Source organism: Aeromonas sp. 2MA4 (genome assembly GCF_029237305.1).
Classification (GTDB): Bacteria; Pseudomonadota; Gammaproteobacteria; order Enterobacterales; family Aeromonadaceae; genus Aeromonas; species Aeromonas salmonicida.
In genome coordinates this window covers 17,635-36,515 of record NZ_JAACFY010000008.1, presented here as the reverse complement: position 1 = coordinate 36,515, position 18,881 = coordinate 17,635, and the positions used below count along the sequence as shown (strand labels likewise).

The window sequence follows — 18,881 nt, the reverse complement described above, 5'->3', positions numbered from 1 at the left end:
GTCCGGATCCGGCCGCCGTGCCATGACAGGCCGGGTCCTCACTGCTTTATATGGTGCAACCCCGATTAAAGATCCTGGTGGGGGCCAAAAACTTCGTAGTGCAACTGTTCGGTCGGGATACCCGCCGAGCTGAGTTGTGTCTTGATCCCCTGCATGAAGCCGAGTGGGCCGCAGAAGTAGTAGTGGGCCTGCGGTACCAGCAACCCGGACACCTGACTCAAGTCCATGGTGCCGCTGAAGTCGTAGTCCTTCCCTTGCTCATCCTGATCACTTGGCTCCCGATACCAAACCCGGCTCTGCAGCTTGTGGTGCTGTTGGCGTTTGCGCTGGATATCCTCCTTGAAGGCATGCAGCGAACCCCGTTCACAAGCGTGCAGCCAGCAGACATCGGTATCATGGCCCGTGCTAAGCAGTTGGTTGAGCATGCTCAGCATGGGGGTGAGGCCCACGCCGGCGGAGAGCAGCACCACTGGGGTGTTGGAGCTGGCTTGCAGGAAGAAATCACCGGTTGGCGGCATCAGGTCCACCTTGTCACCGACTTGCAGATGGTCATGCAGCAGGTTGGAAACCTGACCCTGCGGCTCGCGCTTGACGCTGATACGGTAATCGCGACCATTGGGTGCATCGGAGAGGGAGTACTGACGGATCTCCTGATATTCCAGTTCCGGGTGGTTGAGCTGGATGCTGAGGTACTGGCCCGGCTTGAAATGCAGCACGGGTTTGCCATCGATCGGCGCCAGCATGAAGGAAGTGATGAGCTCGCTCTCGACCCGCTTCTCTTTGATGATGAAGGGGCGGGGGCCTTGCCAGCCACCGATCTCGCTCGCCTTCTCCTGATAGATCTCGCTCTCCCGGCCGATGAAAATACTGGCCAGTACCCCATAAGCCTTGCCCCAGGCATCCAGCACTTCGTCGGTGACTGCACTTCCGCCCAATTCTTTGAGCGTGGCCAAGAGATGACTACCTACAATGTGATATTGTTCCGGCTGGATCATGAAGCCCGTGTGTTTGTGGGCGATACGTTCTACTGCACCTGCCAGGGCCCCCAGGTTGTCGATGTTCTTGGCATAAGCCGCCACTGCGTTGAACAGGGCCAGCGGTTGGCCGCCGCTGCGCTGGTGAGCCAGGTTGAAAATATCCTTCAGCTCGGGGTTGTGACTGAACATGCGCTGATAGAAGTGCTGGGTGAGTGCAGGGCCCGCCGATTCGAGCAAAGGTATGGTGCTTTTGATGACGGCGATGGTGGCTTGATCTAACATAAGGGGTCCTTTCTAATTAAACATTTAAAATGTCACTTAATAAGCTGCATCCTAGATGTTTATTTGATCTGGATCAATAATCAATTTTCCGCGTGATGCGACACAGGCCCTATGAGACTAACTAGCTATACCGATTTTGGATTGAGAGCCCTGCTCTATCTGGCGACCTTGCCACAGGGGGAATTGTCGAGCGTGGCCAAGGTTTCCGCCTTGTATGACGTCTCTCGCAACCACATGGTGAAGGTGGTGAATCAGCTGGTGAAGCTGGGTTATCTGCAGTCACAGCGGGGCAAGAATGGCGGGATCCGCATGGCTTGCGCGCCAGAGACAGTCAATATTGGCCAGGTGATCCGTGCGCTGGAGGGCAACCTGGACGGCATCGACTGCAACTCGCCCGTTTGCCATATCGTCTCTGTCTGTCTGCTGAAAAGCGCCCTGAAGGAGGCGATGAACGCCTTCCTGGCGGTGATGGACAGCTACACGCTGCAAGACCTGCTGGCCAATCGCGACGAGCTGCAGAAGGTGTTCGGTGAGCTGATCCCGACCCTGGTGCTGGAACCAGAGCCTGACGACGAGAATGAGTGAGATAAAAAAGGCTGCCATCGGCAGCCTTTTTTCAATCTTCGAAACCCGATACGTTGCGGTATAAATCTGGCATGATCCGCGCCATCTTCACCATATTGTTCTCTACTTCCATGATCTCGATGGGATAGCCAGCCAGCCGCAGGCTGATGTTGGGCTGGGGGATCTCCTCCAGATATTCCAGAATTGCGCCATTGAGGGTTCTCGGCCCGTCGATGGGCAGTTGCCAGTTCATTTCCTTGTTCAGTTCGCGGATGCTGGCCGAGCCTTCCACCAGGAAAGAACCGTCCGGTTGAGGATGGATCTCTTCGCTGGGCGCGGGAGTAATGGTGGTGGTGAAATCGCCCACTATCTCCTCCAGGATGTCGTCCAGAGTGATCAGCCCCTGAATGTCACCGTACTCATCCACAATGAGGCCGATCCGCTCCTTGTTGCGCTGGAACTTGGCCAGTTGCACGTTGAGCGGCGTCCCTTCCGGGATGAAGTAGATCTCGTCCACTTCCCGCAGCAGGCTCGACTTGTTGAACTGATCCCTGGCCATCAGCCGCAGCGCATCGCGGGCGTGCAGAAAGCCCACCACGTCATCGATGTTGTCTCGATAGAGCAGTATTTTGGTGTGGGCGCCGTGGGCCAGCTGGCGCAGTATGCTTTTCCAGTCATCGTTGATGTCGATGGCGTAGATTTCGCTGCGTGGCACCATGATGTGCTCCACCGTCATCTTGTCCAGGTCCAGGATACTGAGCAGCATCTCCTGATGGCGCTGGGGGATGAGACTTCCGGCCTCGTTGACTATGGTGCGCAGCTCCTCGGTATTGAGAGCATCATTCTTGTTGGGCGTCACTCGCAGCAGCTTGAGCAGGCCGCTGGTGATGCCGTTGATCAGCCAGACGAAGGGGTAGAGCGGCACCATCAGCCCCTTGAGGATCCAGGAGGCGGGGTAGGCAATTCTTTCGGGGAACATGGCCGCCAGGGTTTTGGGGGTGACTTCGCCAAATACCAGCACGACCAGGGTCAGACCGAAGGTGGCGATGGCAACACCCAGATCGCCAAAGAGCCGGATACAGACAATGGTGGCGATGGCCGAGGCGAAGATGTTGACCAGGTTGTTGCCTATCAGGATCAGGCCCAGCAGACGATCAGGGCGGGCGAGCAGTTGCTCGACACGGCGTGCGGCTTTGTGTTTGGTCTGTGCCAGATGCCGCAGCTTGTAGCGGTTGATGGACATCAGGCCGGTTTCGGAGCTGGAGAAGAAAGCGGATAGAAAGATCAAGATAACGAGGACAATCAGTAGTGTACTCGTTGAGATGCTGTCCAAAAAGGGCTCCTGTTGGGGCTAGGTGAGTAAAAGTGAATATCAGCTCAGCAGCACTTCTTTCACGAAGCGGCTGCCGAAATAGGCCAGCGTCAGGATGACACTGCCGACAAAACTCAGGGTAATGACCCTGCGACCACGCCAGCCACGAGTATGGTGACCCCATAACAGCAATACATAGACGCACCAGGCAAGGATCGAGAGGATTGCCTTGTGGGATTTACCCTGAGCGAACATGTCCTCCAGAAAGAACAGACCGGAGGCGATGGAAAGTGTCAGCAGAAACAGGCCCGCCGAAATCAGCTGGAACAGCCGTTTCTCTACCGTCATCAAGGGAGGCATTGACGGTAGCTGGCTGATCTTGCGGGATTTCAACTGACGGTCCAGACAGGCGAGTTGCAGTGCAAACAGGCAGGCGATCATCAGCACCGAATAGGCCATCAGCGCGAGACCTATATGCAGCAGCAACTGGGGATGAGCTTCCAGATGGGTGATATAGCGACCCGGTATCAGGGCACTGGCGGCCAGCAGCAGGGCTGAAAAACTGTAGACCACGGGCAGCAGGATCCAGCCGTTGAAGCGACGGGTGACGCACGTCATGAAGCAACTGATGATGAGGCTGACCAGAGACGCGACGTTGAGCATGCTGAGATTCTGGCCGGAATGGGTCACCAGCACTTCGCTGGCCACAGACGCGCCATGGGCGACCAGAGCCAGTCCTATGCAGGCAAACAGGGGCGCTTGCCCGACTTGTTTGGCATTGAGCAGCAGGTGCAGCGAGGCGACGATGGCGAGCAGATAGAATGCCAGGGCCAGAATAGAGATCACGATCATAACCAGGTCGTTGTTGAACAAGCGATTGGAACAGGAGTGGCAGTATACCTTGCACAAGATATGCTCGCCAGTTGTGCTACCGCCGATCTGCCCATATATAGGCAGCAGGCTACCGCTTTGCGCGGTGAATAATTGTCCTCCAGCGCTACCTCACGCTGGCTGAGGTATTATAATGCCCCCATTTGTTAAGCTTGCCCGTTAGCTGGCTGATGAGCGCCACGAGCGGTGAATAATCGTCCTCACAGGGCTGACTGGGGTATAATCCCCCTATTTGTTACGCCAAGAACCGGAATGCGTCATGTTTGAGAATTTGACTGAACGACTCTCGCGCACCTTGCGCAATGTCAGTGGCCGTGGCCGGCTGACCGAAGAAAACATCAAGGATACCTTGCGCGAAGTGCGCATGGCGCTGCTCGAGGCGGACGTCGCCCTGCCGGTAGTGCGTGACTTCGTTGCCCGCGTGAAAGAACGTGCCGTGGGCCAGGAAGTAGCCAAGTCCCTGAGCCCGGGCCAGGCCTTCATCAAGATAGTGCACGGCGAGCTGGTCTCTGTGATGGGGGAGGCCAATGAACAGCTCAACCTCGCTGCCCAGCCGCCCGCCATCATACTGATGGCAGGTCTGCAGGGTGCCGGTAAGACCACTACGGTTGGTAAACTGGCCAAGTTGCTCAAAGAGCGAAGCAAGAAGAAAGTGCTGGTCGTCAGTGCCGACGTCTATCGCCCTGCGGCGATCAAGCAGCTGGAAACCCTGGCAAGCGATGTCGGCGTCGACTTCTTCCCGAGTGATGCCAGCCAGAAACCGGTTGATATCGCCACCGCAGCCATCGATCAGGCGCGCAAGAAGTTCTATGACGTTGTGATCGTGGATACCGCCGGTCGTCTGCACGTCGACAGCGACATGATGGACGAGATCATCCATCTCCACGCCACCATCAAGCCGGTCGAGACCCTGTTCGTGGTGGATGCCATGACGGGTCAGGATGCCGCCAACACTGCCAAGGCGTTCAACGAGGCGCTGCCGCTCACCGGCGTGATCCTCACCAAGGCCGACGGTGACGCCCGTGGTGGTGCCGCCCTTTCCGTGCGCCATATCACCGGCAAGCCGGTCAAGTTCATCGGTATGGGTGAGAAGACAGACGCGTTGGAGCCATTCCATCCGGATCGCCTCGCTTCCCGCATCCTCGGCATGGGCGATGTACTCTCCCTTATCGAGGAAGTGGAGCGCACGGTCGACAAGGAGAAGGCCGCCAAACTGGCCAACAAGGTCAAGAGTGGCAAAGGCTTCGATCTGGAAGACTTCCGTGAACAGCTGGCCCAGATGCGCAACATGGGTGGCATGATGGGCATGCTCGACAAGCTGCCGGGTATGTCCGGCCTGCCGGATAACGTGAAAGATCAGATGGATGACAAGCTCACAGTGCGGATGGAGGCCATCATCAGCTCCATGACGCCCAAGGAGCGTGCCCATCCTGATCTCATCAAGGGTTCCCGCAAGCGCCGCATCGCTGCGGGTTCCGGCATGCAGGTGCAGGACGTGAACAAGCTGCTCAAGCAGTTCACCGAAATGCAGCGCATGATGAAAAAGATGTCCGGCAAGGGCGGCATGCGCAAGATGATGGGGCAGATGAAGAACATGCTGCCGCCCGGATTTGGTGGCGGTGGTCGCGGTCCGTTCTGATTTTCCTGCTTGTCAGGCAGAAAGGCTCACCGAGGTGAGCCTTTTTCATGCCAACCCTTGCGCAAAAAATAGCTGGCTTGGTTGCAATTATTACGAATCCAAGTAGAATTACGCGGCTTATTTTAAGCTAGGGTCTGCGTATTTGCAGGCCTTGTTCATTAGATGTTTATGAGGACGATATGGTAACCATTCGTTTACAACGTGGTGGCGCGAAAAAGCGTCCGTTTTACCAGGTAGTAGTTTCTGACAGCCGTTGCGCCCGTGACGGTCGCTTCATCGAGCGCGTTGGTTTCTTCAACCCGGTCGCTTCTGGTTCTGCTGAAAAGCTGAATCTGGACCTGGCTCGTATCGAGCATTGGGTTGCTACTGGTGCCGCTGTTTCTGACCGCGTTGCCAAGCTGATCAAAGACGCTGCCAAAGCTGCTTAATCAGCCCAACGGTAAGGAGTTAAGGTGGAAAAACCTGTAGTTCTGGGCACTCTGGGTACCGTTTATGGCATCAAGGGCTGGCTTAAAGTGAACTCCTTCACCGATGTTGCCGAAGCGATTTTCGATTACAACCCCTGGATGATCAATCAGAACGGGGTGTGGCGTGAACTCAAGGTCTCGGCCTGGAAACGTCACAACAAGGGTCTGATTTGCAAGATCGATGGTATCGATCTGCGTGAAGATGCCCTGGCATTGACCAATGTCGAGATTGGCGTACCCGCTGATCTGTTGCCTGCGTTGCCTGAAGGTGAGTTTTACTGGCGTGACCTTATCGGTTGCTCGGTATCGACCACCAAGGGATACGACCTGGGCAAGGTGACCGAATTGATGGAAACCGGCTCCAACGATGTGTTGGTGGTTGAGGCCAATGTAAAAGATGCCTTTGGCGCGAAGGAGCGGTTGATTCCGTTCCTGGAAGAGCAGGTGATCAAGCATATTGATCTGACTGCTCGAACAATCGAAGTTGATTGGGATCCTGGTTTCTAGTTTCCCGCGGTAACACGAGTGCCGGAGGTTTCTTATGTGGATTGGGGTGATTAGCCTCTTCCCGGAAATGTTCCGAGCTATTACCGAGCACGGGGTAACGGGTCGGGCCGTCAAGAGTGGCCTGCTGCAGATTGAGTGCTGGAACCCCCGGGAGTTTACCCACGACAAACATCGTACGGTCGATGATCGTCCATATGGTGGTGGGCCCGGCATGTTGATGATGGTTCAGCCGCTGCGTGACGCGATTCATGCAGCCAAGCAAGCGGCGGGAGACGGGGCGAAAGTCATCTATCTCTCTCCTCAGGGACGCAAGCTGACTCAAGCGGGCGTAACCGAGTTGGCGACGAATCAGAAACTGATTCTGGTAGCCGGTCGATACGAAGGTATCGATGAACGCGTGATACAAACCGAAGTCGACGAAGAGTGGTCTATCGGGGATTACGTGTTAAGTGGTGGCGAGTTGCCTGCCATGACCCTGATCGATGCGGTTTCGCGTCTGGTCCCTGGGGTTTTGGGTGATCAGGCCAGTGCCGAGCAAGACTCCTTCACGGATGGCTTGCTGGATCATCCCCACTACACTCGGCCGGAGTTGTTGGATGGATTGGCGGTGCCCGAGGCGCTGACAAGCGGCAATCACGAAGTGATCAGGCGCTGGCGTCTCAAACAGTCGCTCGGACGAACCTGGCAAAGAAGGCCGGAACTTATTAACAACCTAGCTCTGACTGACGAGCAAGAATTACTTCTTGCCGAGTATGTCCGCGAAGTGCGTGACAGCGTTAAGTAGAGTTTTCAGTTTATCCTAGGTAAGGAAAGACAATGAGCAAGATTATTCAGCAGCTTGAACAAGAGCAACTGCGTACCGACATCCCGGCATTTGCCCAGGGCGACACCGTACGTGTTCAAGTTCGTGTTAAAGAAGGTGGCAAAGAGCGTCTGCAGGCTTTCGAAGGCATCGTTATTGCCAAGCGTAACCGCGGTCTGCACTCTGCTTTCACCGTTCGCAAGATCTCCAATGGCGAAGGTGTTGAGCGTGTATTCCAGACTCACTCTCCGCTGATCCACAGTGTAGAACTGAAGCGTCGTGGTGATGTTCGCCGCGCCAAACTGTACTACCTGCGCAACCTGTCCGGTAAAGCTGCTCGTATCAAAGAGAAGCTCAACTAATTCGATTCGAATTGGTGTCGATATGTCGGCAAATAGCTCGACAGGTAGTGAAAAGGCTCGCCAATGGCGAGCCTTTTTTGTGTCCGCTGTTCAGGATCCTGACCGTACGCCAGCGTTCTGACCGCAGCTTACTGATTGACCCGTACCACAGAGTTGTCCCGTCCGAAGGGGCCTGGCACATAGTCGTCCGCCTCCCAGTCGTTGTCGTAGAGCGTCTCTCCGTTCGGTTTCACCAGCTGGTAGCAGTATTCGAAATGGCTGGGGCCATCGGTGGGCAGGTTGAGAGTGGTCCTGAACTCCCCGCTCTTCATCCGTTTGAGCTCTATGGGTTGCCACTGGCTGAACTCTCCCAGCAGCAATACCTGCTCAGCTTCACCTGCAGCCTCTTTTTCCACCGCGAAGGTCACCTTGACCTCGGGGCGGGACTTGAGAAATTGCTTGTTGATCGGCATGACGCCTCCTTGTCATTGATTGCGAAGAAATAGCTGCTGGCCATTTTTATATCACTTTATGACAAGGATGTTTATAACGGAGATCAAAGGGGCAGGGCAAAGTGTCGTTGCAGCAGGCCATGAGTGAACCCTGTCTTGAGGTAAAAGCCTCGTGGCAGTGTCAAAATTGGCTGACCATTGCGGCCGATGGCACGGGTCAGCGCCTTGTTGTTGGCTGCCTTGGGGCGTAACTGCATCACCTGACCATGGCGAGCACTTATCTGCTCGACCTCTCCCAGCACTATCATGTCCATCAACTCTTCCCAGTCCTGGCGCAGCAATTTATCTTCCTCTTCACTCGGGCTCCACATCAGCGGCATGCCGATCCGGCGCTCTCCTACGGGGATGTCACGGCTACCCTCCACCGGGATCCAGAGTACCCGCGAGAGCTTGTTACGCACATTCGACTCTTCCCAGCGCTGACCGCTGACGCCGATCAGTGGTGCTACGCAAACGAAAGTGGTTTCCAGCGGCTTGCCATAAGGATCGATGGGGATCGTCTTGAGCTCGATGCCGAGCTCGGGGAAGTCCTGCTCCGGCTTGCTGCCTGCGCTGGCCCCGAGTTGCCACTCGATAAGTTGACCGACCCAGCCCTTGTCCCGCCTCAAATCGCGAGGGACAGCAATGCCTGCATCGGTGGCCAGCTGTGCCAGCGAGAAGCCAGCCATGGCGTCGGCACGGGCCAGCAGTTCCTGTTCTGACTGGGGATTGGTGGGCATGAATGACTCCTGCAAAGGGGAATTATTTTAGCAAGTCTGATCCTTGATGAGGATCGCTGTTTTTATAACCGTTCCTGGCAGGGGGCTGCACAGGGGGGGGCGTTTTGTAGGTGAGGACTTATCATAATGATTTTTAAAGAGTTTGTCTTTATAGTGCAGATCTTCCCGGCACAAGATCCCGAGTTGAAATAGTTGTCCAAGGGTTTGCTCATGCTGTTGCACACAGTTATCCACAGAAATCTTGGATAACTGCCGTAAAGTGGTAATAGTCAGGGTGTTGTTACAAAAAAATGTGAAACTGCACCGATTTTTGCTGCGATGGCAGGGCAGATAGTGTGCCACTCCTGTGGATAAATTGGCCGTGGTGGATCTTTGAACAGTTGAACTTGTTCACAATCGGGATCCCGGATCTCCGGCGGGGAAAGGCATGGATCTTGATCCAGCACTGTTCATTCAACACCATGTATTTAAATACATATTTTGTTTTTATCACCATGCTGTATGCTGATGCTTAATTTAGAGTAGATAACCAAAACTACTGTATATACCCGCTTGCTAACAGGCTTATGCACAGTCTGGGTGGGCAACTTGCGGGGCTTGATCCTTGGATTTGTTCATAAGTCGGCTTGAAATTGAAAGTTATTCATGCGTGGGGGATTGCAGTCCTTGTTTGCTGCCACGGAGTGAATGTGGAACAATCTCCTTATAGATTCAGCCTTTATAAGGTGATCACGTGATAGATGGCGACGGGTTTCGTCCCAATGTCGGAATCGTGATCTGTAACCGTGACGGGCAAGTATTGTGGGCTAAGCGCTATGGGCAGCACTCCTGGCAGTTTCCGCAGGGAGGAGTTGATGACGGTGAGACGCCAGAACAGGCCATGTATCGTGAGCTGTATGAGGAGATAGGCCTCAAGCCCGAGGATGTGACCATCATGGCCACCAGTCGCAACTGGCTGAAGTACCGCTTGCCAAAACGCCTTGTTCGTTGGGACAGTTCACCGGTCTGTATTGGCCAAAAACAAAAATGGTTCTTGCTACAGCTGGATCCGGGCAGGGAGTCCAGGATCCAGTTCGGCTGTCATGGTCACCCCGAGTTTGATGATTGGCGTTGGGTCAGTTTCTGGTACCCGGTACGCCAGGTTGTCTCCTTCAAGCGGGAAGTCTATCGACGGGTGATGACGGAGTTTGCCCCGTTGGCGATGCCAGTGCCTGTGGTGCAAGTAAATCGGAAAGATGGGCGGCGCAACCGCTCTCGCTAAGGAGCAAATTCGTTGCTGACGGATCTCAGACGCATCGTCGAAAGCATGGCCGAAGCCAACACTCTGGAGTTGGCTTTGCAGGCATTGGTCAGCCAGACCCGGCGGGCCATGACGGTGGACTGCTGTTCCGTCTATGTGTCCGAGCCGGACATGCGCCGCTACCGACTGGCTGCGACCGATGGTCTGGCCGAGTCGGCGGTAGGCAAGGCAACCCTGCCGTTCGAGCAGGGTATCGTCGGCCTGGTGGGCCAGCGCGAAGAGCTGATCAACCTGGCCGATGCTCCCTCCCACCCCAGTTTCAAGTTCCTGCCCGATGTTGCGGAAGAGGCGTTCCGCTCCTTCCTCGGCGCTCCCATCATGCATCAGCGCCAGGTGGTGGGCATTTTGGTGGTGCAACAAAAAGACAGCCGCCGTTTCGATGAGGGGGAGGAGTCCTTCATGGTGACGCTGGCAGCCCAGCTGGCCGCGCGCATCGCCCAGGCCCAGGCCAAGGGCTGGTTGCAGAAAACTGACTGGAGCAAGCCACTGCGTGGTATCGCCGGCGCCAGTGGCATCGCCATGGCCAAGGCCTGGGTGTGGCGGCCTCGCAAGGAACTCAGCGCCATCACGCCGCGCAAGGATGAGGAGCACGCCAAGCAGCTGGAACGGTTGAACGTGGCAGTGGAAGTGGTGCGCCACGATCTGGAGAGTCTGGCCCTGCGTTTTCGCGAGAGCTACAGCCAGGACTCGGTCGCCATCTTCGACATCTACCTGCATCTGCTCAATGACCCCGGTTACATCAAGCCCATCCGCAACAAGGTCAGCAAAGAGCACTGGACGGCCGTGTCAGCGGTGAAGCTCATCAGTGACCGGTTGATCGAGCAGTTCAAGGGGATGAAAGACCCCTATCTGCAGGAGCGATCCACCGATGTGAAGGACATAGCCCAGCGGCTCATCAGCCGACTGGTGCAGAATGAACCCGAACACATCACGGTCGGCGAGCCTGTGGTGCTGGTGGCCGACGAGGTGACGGCCACCATCCTCGCCGAGGTGCCGCGAGAGTACCTGACCGGTGTGGTATCGCTCAAGGGCGGTACCAACTCCCATGCCGCCATACTGGCCCGCGCCATGGGGGTGGCGGCCATCATGGGGGTGGATCTGCCGCTCGGCGACATCGGCGGTCGCATGCTGGTGGTCGATGGCTACAGCGGCGATCTCTTCATCGAGCCCAATCAGGTGATCCTGACCGAGTATCGGCAACTGCTCAATGAGGAGCGGGCGCTGGATACGCTGGTGCGCAGCGTCGACAACCAGCCATCGGAAACTGCCGACGGTACCCCGGTGTCATTGCTGCTCAATGCGGGGCTGAGTGCCGATACCGAGATCTCCCTCAATCATCTGGCGGACGGGGTCGGGCTTTATCGCACCGAGATCCCCTTCATGCTGCAAGACAGCTTCCCCTCAGAGTGGGAGCAGACGGCGCGCTATCGCGGCATTCTGGAAACCTATCGCAATCGCCCTGTCTGCATGCGGACCCTGGACGTGGGGGGAGACAAGCAACTGCCCTATTTCCCCATCGTCGAGGAAAATCCCTTCCTTGGCTGGCGGGGGATCCGGCTCACGCTGGATCACCCCGAACTGTTCCTGGTACAGCTCAAGGCCATGCTGCGGGCCAGCGAAGGGCTGGACAATCTGGCCATCATGTTGCCGATGATCAGCAGCGTCAGTGAAATCAAGGCCTCCCGCCGGCTGCTCGATCAAGCTTGGCGGGAAGTATCTGAAGAGGCGGCCAGCCGCGATGCGGTGATCCGCTACCCCAGCCTGGGGGTGATGATAGAGGTGCCCTCCGCTCTCTATATCCTGCCGGAGATGGCGCCGCTCATCGACTTCTGGTCGGTGGGCAGCAACGACCTGACCCAATATCTGCTGGCAGTGGATCGCAACAATGCCCGCGTTGCCAACATCTACGATGCCTTCCATCCTGCTGTGATCCGCGCCCTGCAACTGCTGGTCGATGCCTCCCATCGTTACCAGAAACCTGTGTCTGTGTGCGGCGAGCTGGCGGGCGATCCTGTTGGCGTACTGCTGTTGCTGGCCATGGGGTATCGCCGCTTCAGTATGAACACCCACAACATCTCCAGAATCAAGTATGTGCTGCGTCAATCCACCCTGAGCGAGTTGACTGCGCTGATGGCTGATGGCCTGAAGCACGACAATCCCCATGTGCTGCGTGGCTTGTTCGCTCGTTATCTGGAAGAGCACGGTTTGGGCGGCTTGCTGCGGGCCGGTCACAAAACGAAACAGACTGATTGATAATCATGCCTTGTCCCTGCTGACGAATGATCGGAAAATGCGGCTTTTCTAATGACTGGGGCCGCATATGCAGCACGATGGATATTGGGTTTTCTCGCAGGTTGATCCTGTAGCATTCAGTTTGGGGCCACTATCGGTACGCTGGTATGGTCTCATGTATCTGTTTGGTTTCGCCTTCGCCATGTGGCTGGCGGGACGTCGCGCCGATGCACCGAACAGCGGCTGGACCCGCAACGAGGTCTCTGACCTGCTGTTTTACGGCTTCCTCGGGGTGATCCTCGGTGGCCGGGTTGGTTATGTACTGTTTTACAACTTCGACATGTTCCTGGCCGACCCCCTCTACCTGTTCAAGATCTGGACCGGTGGCATGTCCTTCCACGGTGGCCTGATCGGTGTCATTACCGCCATGATCTGGTTTGCCCACAAGACCAAGCGTCACTTCTTTACTGTGGCCGACTTTGTGGCGCCGCTCATTCCGTTTGGTCTGGGTGTGGGTCGTGTCGGCAACTTCCTGAACGGTGAGCTGTGGGGACGGGTGACCGATGTGCCCTGGGCCATCATATTCCCTGAGGCTGGGCCCGAGCCGCGCCATCCCTCCCAGCTCTATCAGTTCGCGCTGGAAGGAGTGGTGCTTTTCATTATCCTGAATCTCTTTTGGCGCAAGAACCCGCCCGGTGGCGCCATCTCCGGCCTGTTCCTGTTCTGTTATGGTCTGTTCCGCTTCCTGGTGGAGTTTGTACGCCAACCGGACAGCCAGCTTGGTCTCTATTTCCAGGAGATCAGCATGGGCCAAATCCTGTCTATGCCCATGATTGTCGCCGGAGCCCTGATGGTCTGGGCTGCTTACAAGCGTCCGCAGTTGTTCGGTAATGCCGGGAAGGAGGTCAAGCAATGAGGGTTTATCTCGACCTGATGCAGAAGATCCTGGATGAGGGCACCGTCAAGTCCGATAGGACTGGCACTGGTACCGTCTCCCTGTTCGGGCATCAGATGCGCTTCAATCTGGCGCAGGGTTTCCCGCTGGTCACCACCAAGAAATGTCACCTGCGTTCCATCATTCACGAGCTGCTCTGGTTCCTCAATGGCGACACCAATACCGCCTATCTGAAAGAGCAGGGTGTCAGCATCTGGGATGAGTGGGCCGACGAGAATGGCGATCTGGGCCCGGTTTATGGCGCCCAGTGGCGCTCCTGGCCGGCGGCCGACGGCGCTGTCATCGATCAGATCCAGCGGGCTGTGGATGACATCAAGCACAATCCGGATTCGCGCCGCATCATAGTCTCAGCCTGGAACGTGGGTGAACTGGACAAAATGGCGCTGGCTCCCTGCCACGCCTTCTTCCAGTTCTACGTGGCGGATGGCAAGCTCTCGTGTCAGCTCTACCAGCGTAGCTGTGATGTCTTCCTCGGCCTGCCGTTCAATATCGCCAGCTATGCTCTGCTGACTCACATGATGGCTCAGCAGTGCAATCTGGAAGTGGGCGACTTCGTCTGGACCGGGGGTGATGTGCACCTCTACTCCAACCATATGGAGCAGACTGCGCTGCAGCTCTCTCGTGAGCCGAGGCCCTTGCCTCAGCTGGCGATCAAGCGAAAGCCCGATTCCATCTTCGACTATCGGTTCGAGGATTTCGAAATCCTGGGGTATGACCCCCATCCCGGTATCAAGGCGCCCGTCGCCATCTGATCGAAAGGCGCCCCGGGGCGCCTTTTTCATATATCAATACAGTTTGAAATTCATTTCATCGGTTGAGCCGTTGTCGTACAGAGGACGGCGAGAACCGGCAAATCGCAGATGCCCCTCCATTATATTCTCGGTTTTCCCGTTGTATTTAGCAGTAAGAAACGATTTTCCATTAATTGTTATGGGATATAGACTCAAATCAAAGCAATGCCGAGGATAATTTAACCATGAGTGATGTATTCAAAAAATTTCTTAAGCTGGAGGCCGCCTCCGGAATCATTCTGATCATGGCGGCCGTGCTGGCGATGATACTGGCCAACTCGGGTCTGGCGAGTGGGTATCAGGCGTTCCTGGATACGCCGGTACAGGTGCGAATCGCAGCTCTTGATATCAACAAGCCGCTGTTGCTCTGGATCAACGATGGCTTTATGGCGATCTTCTTCCTGCTGGTTGGTCTGGAAGTGAAGCGTGAAATGCTGGAAGGGGCGCTCTCCTCTCGGGTGCAAGCGACTTTTCCGGCCATCGCGGCGGTGGGCGGCATGCTGGCTCCGGCCTTGATCTACGCCTTTTTCAACTATTCGGATGAAGTGGCGCGCGCTGGCTGGGCGATCCCGGCTGCGACCGACATCGCCTTTGCCCTCGGGGTGATGGCGCTGCTCGGCAAGCGGGTGCCGGTGAGCCTCAAGGTATTCCTGTTGGCGCTGGCCATCATGGACGACCTTGGGGTCATCATCATCATAGCGCTCTTCTATACCCAGCAGCTGTCGCTGGAGGCACTGGCAGTTGGCATCCTTGCGACCCTGACTCTGCTGTGGATGAATCGTCGTGGCGAGGACAGGATTGGCCTCTACATGCTGGTCGGATTGGTACTCTGGGTTGCGGTGCTCAAGTCTGGCGTCCATGCGACCCTGGCTGGCGTGATCGTGGGCTTCATGATCCCGCTCAACGGCAAGCGCTATGCCTCACCGCTCAAGCATCTGGAGCATGCTTTGCATCCCTGGAGTGCTTATTTGATCCTGCCGCTGTTTGCCTTTGCCAACGCCGGGGTTTCCCTTGAGGGAATCGGTTTGTCCTCCCTGCTGAGTCCGGTTCCAATGGGTATCATGCTCGGGTTGTTTGTGGGCAAACCGCTTGGGGTATTCACCATCAGCTGGCTGTCGGTCAAACTGGGCATTGCTCAATTGCCGAGCGGGGTCAACTTCAAGCAGATTTTTGCCGTCAGCATTTTGTGTGGTATCGGTTTTACCATGTCGATGTTCATTGCATCGCTGGCGTTCGAGCATGGCGGATTGGATTACGGCAGCTATTCACGTCTCGGGATCCTGGTGGGGTCCACGCTGGCGGCAGTCGTCGGTTATCTCGCCTTGCGGATGTCGCTTCCCAACCGGGAAGCGGATCAAAGCACGGAGGGGTTATGAGAAAATATGGGTGGTTAATGATACTGATGAGTCCGGCTGTTTGGGCCGGCAGTCTGGAGGATTGCAAGCAAGATGCAGTATCGGCGAGCTGCTCTGCCTATTTGAACGGTGTGGTCGACAGCGCGCTCATGTTGGGAGACAAGCAGGCCAAGGCCAAGTTTGGTGAGACCTTCGCCGAGCGGGCGCTGAGCAGCCGGGCTGGTGAGATGGTCAAGCAGTCCAACAAGCGTTATTGCGGTGAGCGGATGCCGGACAAGGCCCATCTCAAAAGCACACTGCAGGCGAACTTCACTGCAAACAAGGTTGACTCGATCAGCGACATGTATGACATTCTGGCGGCTGAACTCAGCTGCTACCGGAGTCCGCGTAAAGCGGGAATCCCATCGGATGTCACACCTTAATTACAATCACCTCTAGTGGTTATGTGCTGAAAATGCCTTTACTTTCAGTTGCTTGAGCTTTGGTTCTTGGTTTGTGGCGGCAAAGTGGCGGCAGGGAGTTTGATGATCGATAGTGGCGGCAGGGCTTAGGCTCTGCCGCCATTTTTCATTCTGGCAGTTCTTCCAGCTTCACTTCGAGCTGTACGCGGTTGGTGTAACCCTGATTGGTGAGGTCGTGCACCACCTGGGTGAGCAGCCAAGGAGCGGCGTCGATGTCGGGTTTGAAGCCCCTGACGGTGGTGGGCTGTTCGGGGTAAAGCTCGGGGCGGCCCTTGGCCAGGGTGATGTCGAACTCGGCTACCCCACGCTGCAGCTTTTCCCATGCAGCCCTGGCTCCGTTGGCTGCTCTGCGCTCGCTGGTGTAGATGTGGCGCAGCACTTTGACATTGTCGCTGTTGCCGATCAGCAGTTCACGCTCGGTCTTGTTGACGACCACGCCAGGTGGCAGGGGCCGCTCCGGTTTCGGCTTGGTCTTCTTCTTGCGCTTCACCTCGATTTTCTTTTTCTCGGCGGCCTTGTTGTCTTGCCAGTAGGCCGTCACGCCGGTGTAAGCGTCACGGTCTGCCACTGAAAATCGGTGCTGATCGCCATCTTGGCGGGTGATGGTGATGGCCGGCAGTGGCTGGCCGCTGGCGGTGGTGCCCTGACCGGCCTTGATAAACATGAGGCGGCCAGACTTGACGGTGGCGATGGCATCCTGCTCAGTCGCCAAGCGGGTGAGAAAGGCGAGATCGCTTTCGTTGGTCTGGTCGATGTGGTCGATCATCATCCCCTTGAACACATCACCTACTGTAGGGACTAGGCCATAGCGGGTGGCCAGTACGTCCACGATGGCGCCGATGGTTTCATAGTGCCAGCTGCGCTCGCGTAGTTTGTTCATTTCACCGCTTAAATCGGCCGATTTGCCACGCAGGGTGAGCACGTCGGGGGCGCCGCTGTGTTCCACCTCGTCAATTTTATAGGTGCCCTTGTCGACCAGGGCGCTGCCCTGCCAGCCGATGAAGGCGCGCAGGGTGGCGCCACGGCGTGGCATGTCGAGCTGACCGTCGCTGTCATCGAGGGTGATCTCGATGGTGTCGGCAGTGAAGCCCCGGTTGTCGGTGATGGTCATCGACATCAGGCGCGGGCGAATGGCGGCCGAGATGTCACTGCCATCGACCAGTACCTGGTAAGCCGGTACCGGATGGCCTTGGCGCAGGGCGTCGAGCGGGTTGGTGATGCCCAGATTGTCGGCCAGACGACTGCCGAACTGGTCAAAGGCGCCCATCAGAACAGCCCCCCTAGTTTATTGCCGACACTGCCGATCAGTTTGCCCACACCCAGGCGGCCGAGCAGGTTGCCAGCGGTGCGGCCCAGCAAGGTGTTGCCGAGGGAGCTGTCGTTGCTATCGACCCGCTTGAGCTTGATGGTGAATTCAATTTTGCGGGCTGCGCCATCGTCGAAAAACTCGGTACGGGTAGTGCTGATGCCCTCTATCACGAAGGATCCACGCATCACGCCATCGCCCTGGATCAGGGGGAAGGCTTCACCGCTGTCACCCATCTGGCGCAGCATGTCGAGGGAGACGGGGCCGCCGGTCACCTCGGGCAGCAGCACCCCGCTCAGGGTGCTGGTTTCATCATCGGGGCCGAGGAACTGATAAGCCGGGCGAGCGCCGACCCGGTTATTGCCCGGGTGGCGCCATGCCCATTCATCTTGTTGGGATTGGGGGGCCACGGTCGAGCGCATAAACACGAACCAGCCCAGGGTCATCATCATGGTGTCAGCTCCTTCTTGGCAGCGCGAAGCGGGCGGTGATGCCGATATGGTCAGCCAGATCGCGGGCGATGGTGTGGTTACGGTGGATGGTGCGCATGTCGTCGCGCAGGCGGTTCATTTCTTCCATCAGCAGGAAAAGGCGGTCTTCGAGCTGGCGTTCGAGCAGCACGTTGTCACGGTCAGCTTTGCGCAACATGCTGGTGTAGTTGTCGATGGTGGCGAGGGGGTTGGCGTAGTCTGGGCTGGTGCGGGCGGCGAGCTGGGCGGCCATCCAGTTGAAGGCATTGATGTATGCCTCTTTGATGGCAGCGGCCTGTTTGCCGGTGAAGCCCATGACCAGAAAGATAAAGCCGTCTTTGGTCATGTTCCAAACCGGCGCTCTCTTAGTTGCACCTTTCGGCATATCCACGTCTTGGAACGTCTCCTCAAAATTGAGGAGACGAAAATCCTGACTGCATTCCAACGATTCCAGCTTGCGCAGCACGTTGTCATGACGCTTGCCAAAGATTTCGGCCACCTTGAGAGAGGTGGTCATGGGCTGGCCATGGTTGAGGCTGATGATGTCGGCAGGGGCAAAGGTGGTGATGGTGTTCATGGCTCGATTCCTTTTGTGCAAGTGAATCGCCACCGTCAGGCTAATAACTGGTGGCGAACTGGACGGGATTAGCCTTACCGGGCACAAAAGGAAACCGGCGCGCCGAAGCGCTCCCGCCCAGCCCGCCATAACAAGGGGTGGCAAACTGGACGAGGTTGGCGTACCGGCCGAAATGAACCCGGCGCCCCGAAGGGCCCTCGCCCAGTCCACCATTGTCAGGGTGTGACTGAGCCGCACAAAAAAACACGCGGGCGCGTGTTGTGCGCTTTCATGCTGACAGGAGGCTAATCCCGGCAACGGATTTTGCCGTTGCAAGCGCAGTATCGCGCAACCTGATGCAACCAGCAACATCCGAACCACACAATTCAGGGCAAATAATGGCAAATAAGCCACATCACCACCCCACGCACCGGCACAGGGT

General features: G+C 56.8%; 20 protein-coding genes. 12 read left to right on the top strand and 8 right to left on the bottom strand.

Features of this window, described 5'->3' with window-relative positions; genetic code table 11:
- Positions 1-65 precede the first annotated feature (65 nt).
- Complete coding sequence (hmpA, locus tag GWQ31_RS10250) at positions 66-1,259, bottom strand: NO-inducible flavohemoprotein (RefSeq protein ID WP_169046788.1); 1,194 nt, start codon at positions 1,257-1,259, stop codon at positions 66-68.
- A gap of 111 nt (positions 1,260-1,370) precedes the next feature.
- Here hmpA and GWQ31_RS10245 point away from each other — a divergent pair, with 111 nt between their 5' ends.
- On the top strand, positions 1,371-1,844 hold the full coding sequence (locus GWQ31_RS10245; RefSeq protein ID WP_034523613.1) for an Rrf2 family transcriptional regulator: 474 nt from the start codon (positions 1,371-1,373) through the stop codon (positions 1,842-1,844).
- Between the two features lie 31 nt (positions 1,845-1,875).
- Here GWQ31_RS10245 and GWQ31_RS10240 read toward each other — a convergent pair whose 3' ends face one another.
- Both GWQ31_RS10240 and ccsA read right to left on the bottom strand, forming a co-directional pair.
- Entirely contained in the window at positions 1,876-3,156 is a 1,281-nt protein-coding gene (locus tag GWQ31_RS10240) for a CNNM domain-containing protein (protein WP_021138818.1), read from the bottom strand.
- A gap of 39 nt (positions 3,157-3,195) precedes the next feature.
- Positions 3,196-3,987 (bottom strand): cytochrome c biogenesis protein CcsA, encoded by a 792-nt coding sequence (gene ccsA / locus GWQ31_RS10235; RefSeq protein WP_275909291.1) that lies wholly within the window; start codon positions 3,985-3,987, stop codon positions 3,196-3,198.
- A gap of 298 nt (positions 3,988-4,285) precedes the next feature.
- Between ccsA and ffh the strand changes: the two genes are divergently transcribed.
- From ffh to rplS, 5 genes are all read left to right on the top strand, one after another.
- Complete coding sequence (gene ffh / locus GWQ31_RS10230; protein ID WP_042467608.1) at positions 4,286-5,665, top strand: signal recognition particle protein; 1,380 nt, start codon at positions 4,286-4,288, stop codon at positions 5,663-5,665.
- Between the two features lie 179 nt (positions 5,666-5,844).
- A complete protein-coding gene (rpsP, locus tag GWQ31_RS10225; RefSeq protein ID WP_021141082.1) occupies positions 5,845-6,093 on the top strand; it encodes a 30S ribosomal protein S16 in 249 nt (82 codons plus the stop codon).
- Positions 6,094-6,117: 24 nt separating this feature from the next.
- Complete coding sequence (gene rimM / locus GWQ31_RS10220; RefSeq protein ID WP_005313510.1) at positions 6,118-6,639, top strand: ribosome maturation factor RimM; 522 nt, start codon at positions 6,118-6,120, stop codon at positions 6,637-6,639.
- A 34-nt stretch (positions 6,640-6,673) separates the two neighbouring features.
- A complete protein-coding gene (trmD, locus tag GWQ31_RS10215; protein WP_271787468.1) occupies positions 6,674-7,423 on the top strand; it encodes a tRNA (guanosine(37)-N1)-methyltransferase TrmD in 750 nt (249 codons plus the stop codon).
- A gap of 32 nt (positions 7,424-7,455) precedes the next feature.
- The gene (gene rplS, locus GWQ31_RS10210; protein WP_005313505.1) at positions 7,456-7,803 is read left to right on the top strand and encodes a 50S ribosomal protein L19; all 348 of its coding nucleotides are present in this window, start codon (positions 7,456-7,458) and stop codon (positions 7,801-7,803) included.
- Positions 7,804-7,931: 128 nt separating this feature from the next.
- Here the strand turns inward: rplS and GWQ31_RS10205 are convergent, their stop codons facing one another.
- Both GWQ31_RS10205 and mutH read right to left on the bottom strand, forming a co-directional pair.
- Positions 7,932-8,255 carry an isoamylase early set domain-containing protein gene (locus GWQ31_RS10205; protein ID WP_005313501.1) on the bottom strand — a complete coding sequence of 108 codons (324 nt, stop codon included), beginning with the start codon at positions 8,253-8,255 and terminating at the stop codon, positions 7,932-7,934.
- Positions 8,256-8,338: 83 nt separating this feature from the next.
- Positions 8,339-9,013 (bottom strand): DNA mismatch repair endonuclease MutH, encoded by a 675-nt coding sequence (mutH, locus tag GWQ31_RS10200; protein ID WP_275909290.1) that lies wholly within the window; start codon positions 9,011-9,013, stop codon positions 8,339-8,341.
- Positions 9,014-9,746: 733 nt separating this feature from the next.
- Between mutH and rppH the strand changes: the two genes are divergently transcribed.
- From rppH to GWQ31_RS10170, 6 genes are all read left to right on the top strand, one after another.
- Positions 9,747-10,274, top strand: a complete 528-nt coding sequence (gene rppH, locus GWQ31_RS10195; RefSeq protein WP_005313497.1) for an RNA pyrophosphohydrolase — start codon at positions 9,747-9,749, stop codon at positions 10,272-10,274.
- Positions 10,275-10,286: 12 nt separating this feature from the next.
- Entirely contained in the window at positions 10,287-12,566 is a 2,280-nt protein-coding gene (gene ptsP / locus GWQ31_RS10190) for a phosphoenolpyruvate--protein phosphotransferase (protein WP_275909289.1), read from the top strand.
- 67 nt (positions 12,567-12,633) lie between these two features.
- Entirely contained in the window at positions 12,634-13,461 is an 828-nt protein-coding gene (gene lgt, locus GWQ31_RS10185; protein ID WP_275909288.1) for a prolipoprotein diacylglyceryl transferase, read from the top strand.
- A complete protein-coding gene (thyA, locus tag GWQ31_RS10180; RefSeq protein ID WP_275909287.1) occupies positions 13,458-14,252 on the top strand; it encodes a thymidylate synthase in 795 nt (264 codons plus the stop codon). Before lgt ends, thyA begins: the two co-directional genes overlap by 4 nt.
- A 224-nt stretch (positions 14,253-14,476) precedes the next feature.
- Positions 14,477-15,667 (top strand): Na+/H+ antiporter NhaA, encoded by a 1,191-nt coding sequence (gene nhaA, locus GWQ31_RS10175; RefSeq protein ID WP_275909286.1) that lies wholly within the window; start codon positions 14,477-14,479, stop codon positions 15,665-15,667.
- The gene (locus GWQ31_RS10170; protein WP_265422198.1) at positions 15,664-16,068 is read left to right on the top strand and encodes a hypothetical protein; all 405 of its coding nucleotides are present in this window, start codon (positions 15,664-15,666) and stop codon (positions 16,066-16,068) included. Before nhaA ends, GWQ31_RS10170 begins: the two co-directional genes overlap by 4 nt.
- Positions 16,069-16,213: 145 nt before the next feature.
- On the opposite strand, the gene GWQ31_RS10165 is transcribed toward GWQ31_RS10170, so the two are convergent.
- The 3 genes from GWQ31_RS10165 to GWQ31_RS10155 are packed head-to-tail and all read right to left on the bottom strand — an operon-like array spanning position 16,214 to position 18,460.
- The gene (locus tag GWQ31_RS10165; protein WP_275909285.1) at positions 16,214-17,374 is read right to left on the bottom strand and encodes a phage late control D family protein; all 1,161 of its coding nucleotides are present in this window, start codon (positions 17,372-17,374) and stop codon (positions 16,214-16,216) included.
- A complete protein-coding gene (locus tag GWQ31_RS10160; RefSeq protein ID WP_275909284.1) occupies positions 17,374-17,865 on the bottom strand; it encodes a phage tail protein in 492 nt (163 codons plus the stop codon). The genes GWQ31_RS10165 and GWQ31_RS10160 overlap by 1 nt, the downstream gene beginning before the upstream one ends.
- 4 nt (positions 17,866-17,869) lie before the next feature.
- Entirely contained in the window at positions 17,870-18,460 is a 591-nt protein-coding gene (locus GWQ31_RS10155) for a Rha family transcriptional regulator (protein ID WP_275909283.1), read from the bottom strand.
- Positions 18,461-18,881 lie beyond the last annotated feature (421 nt).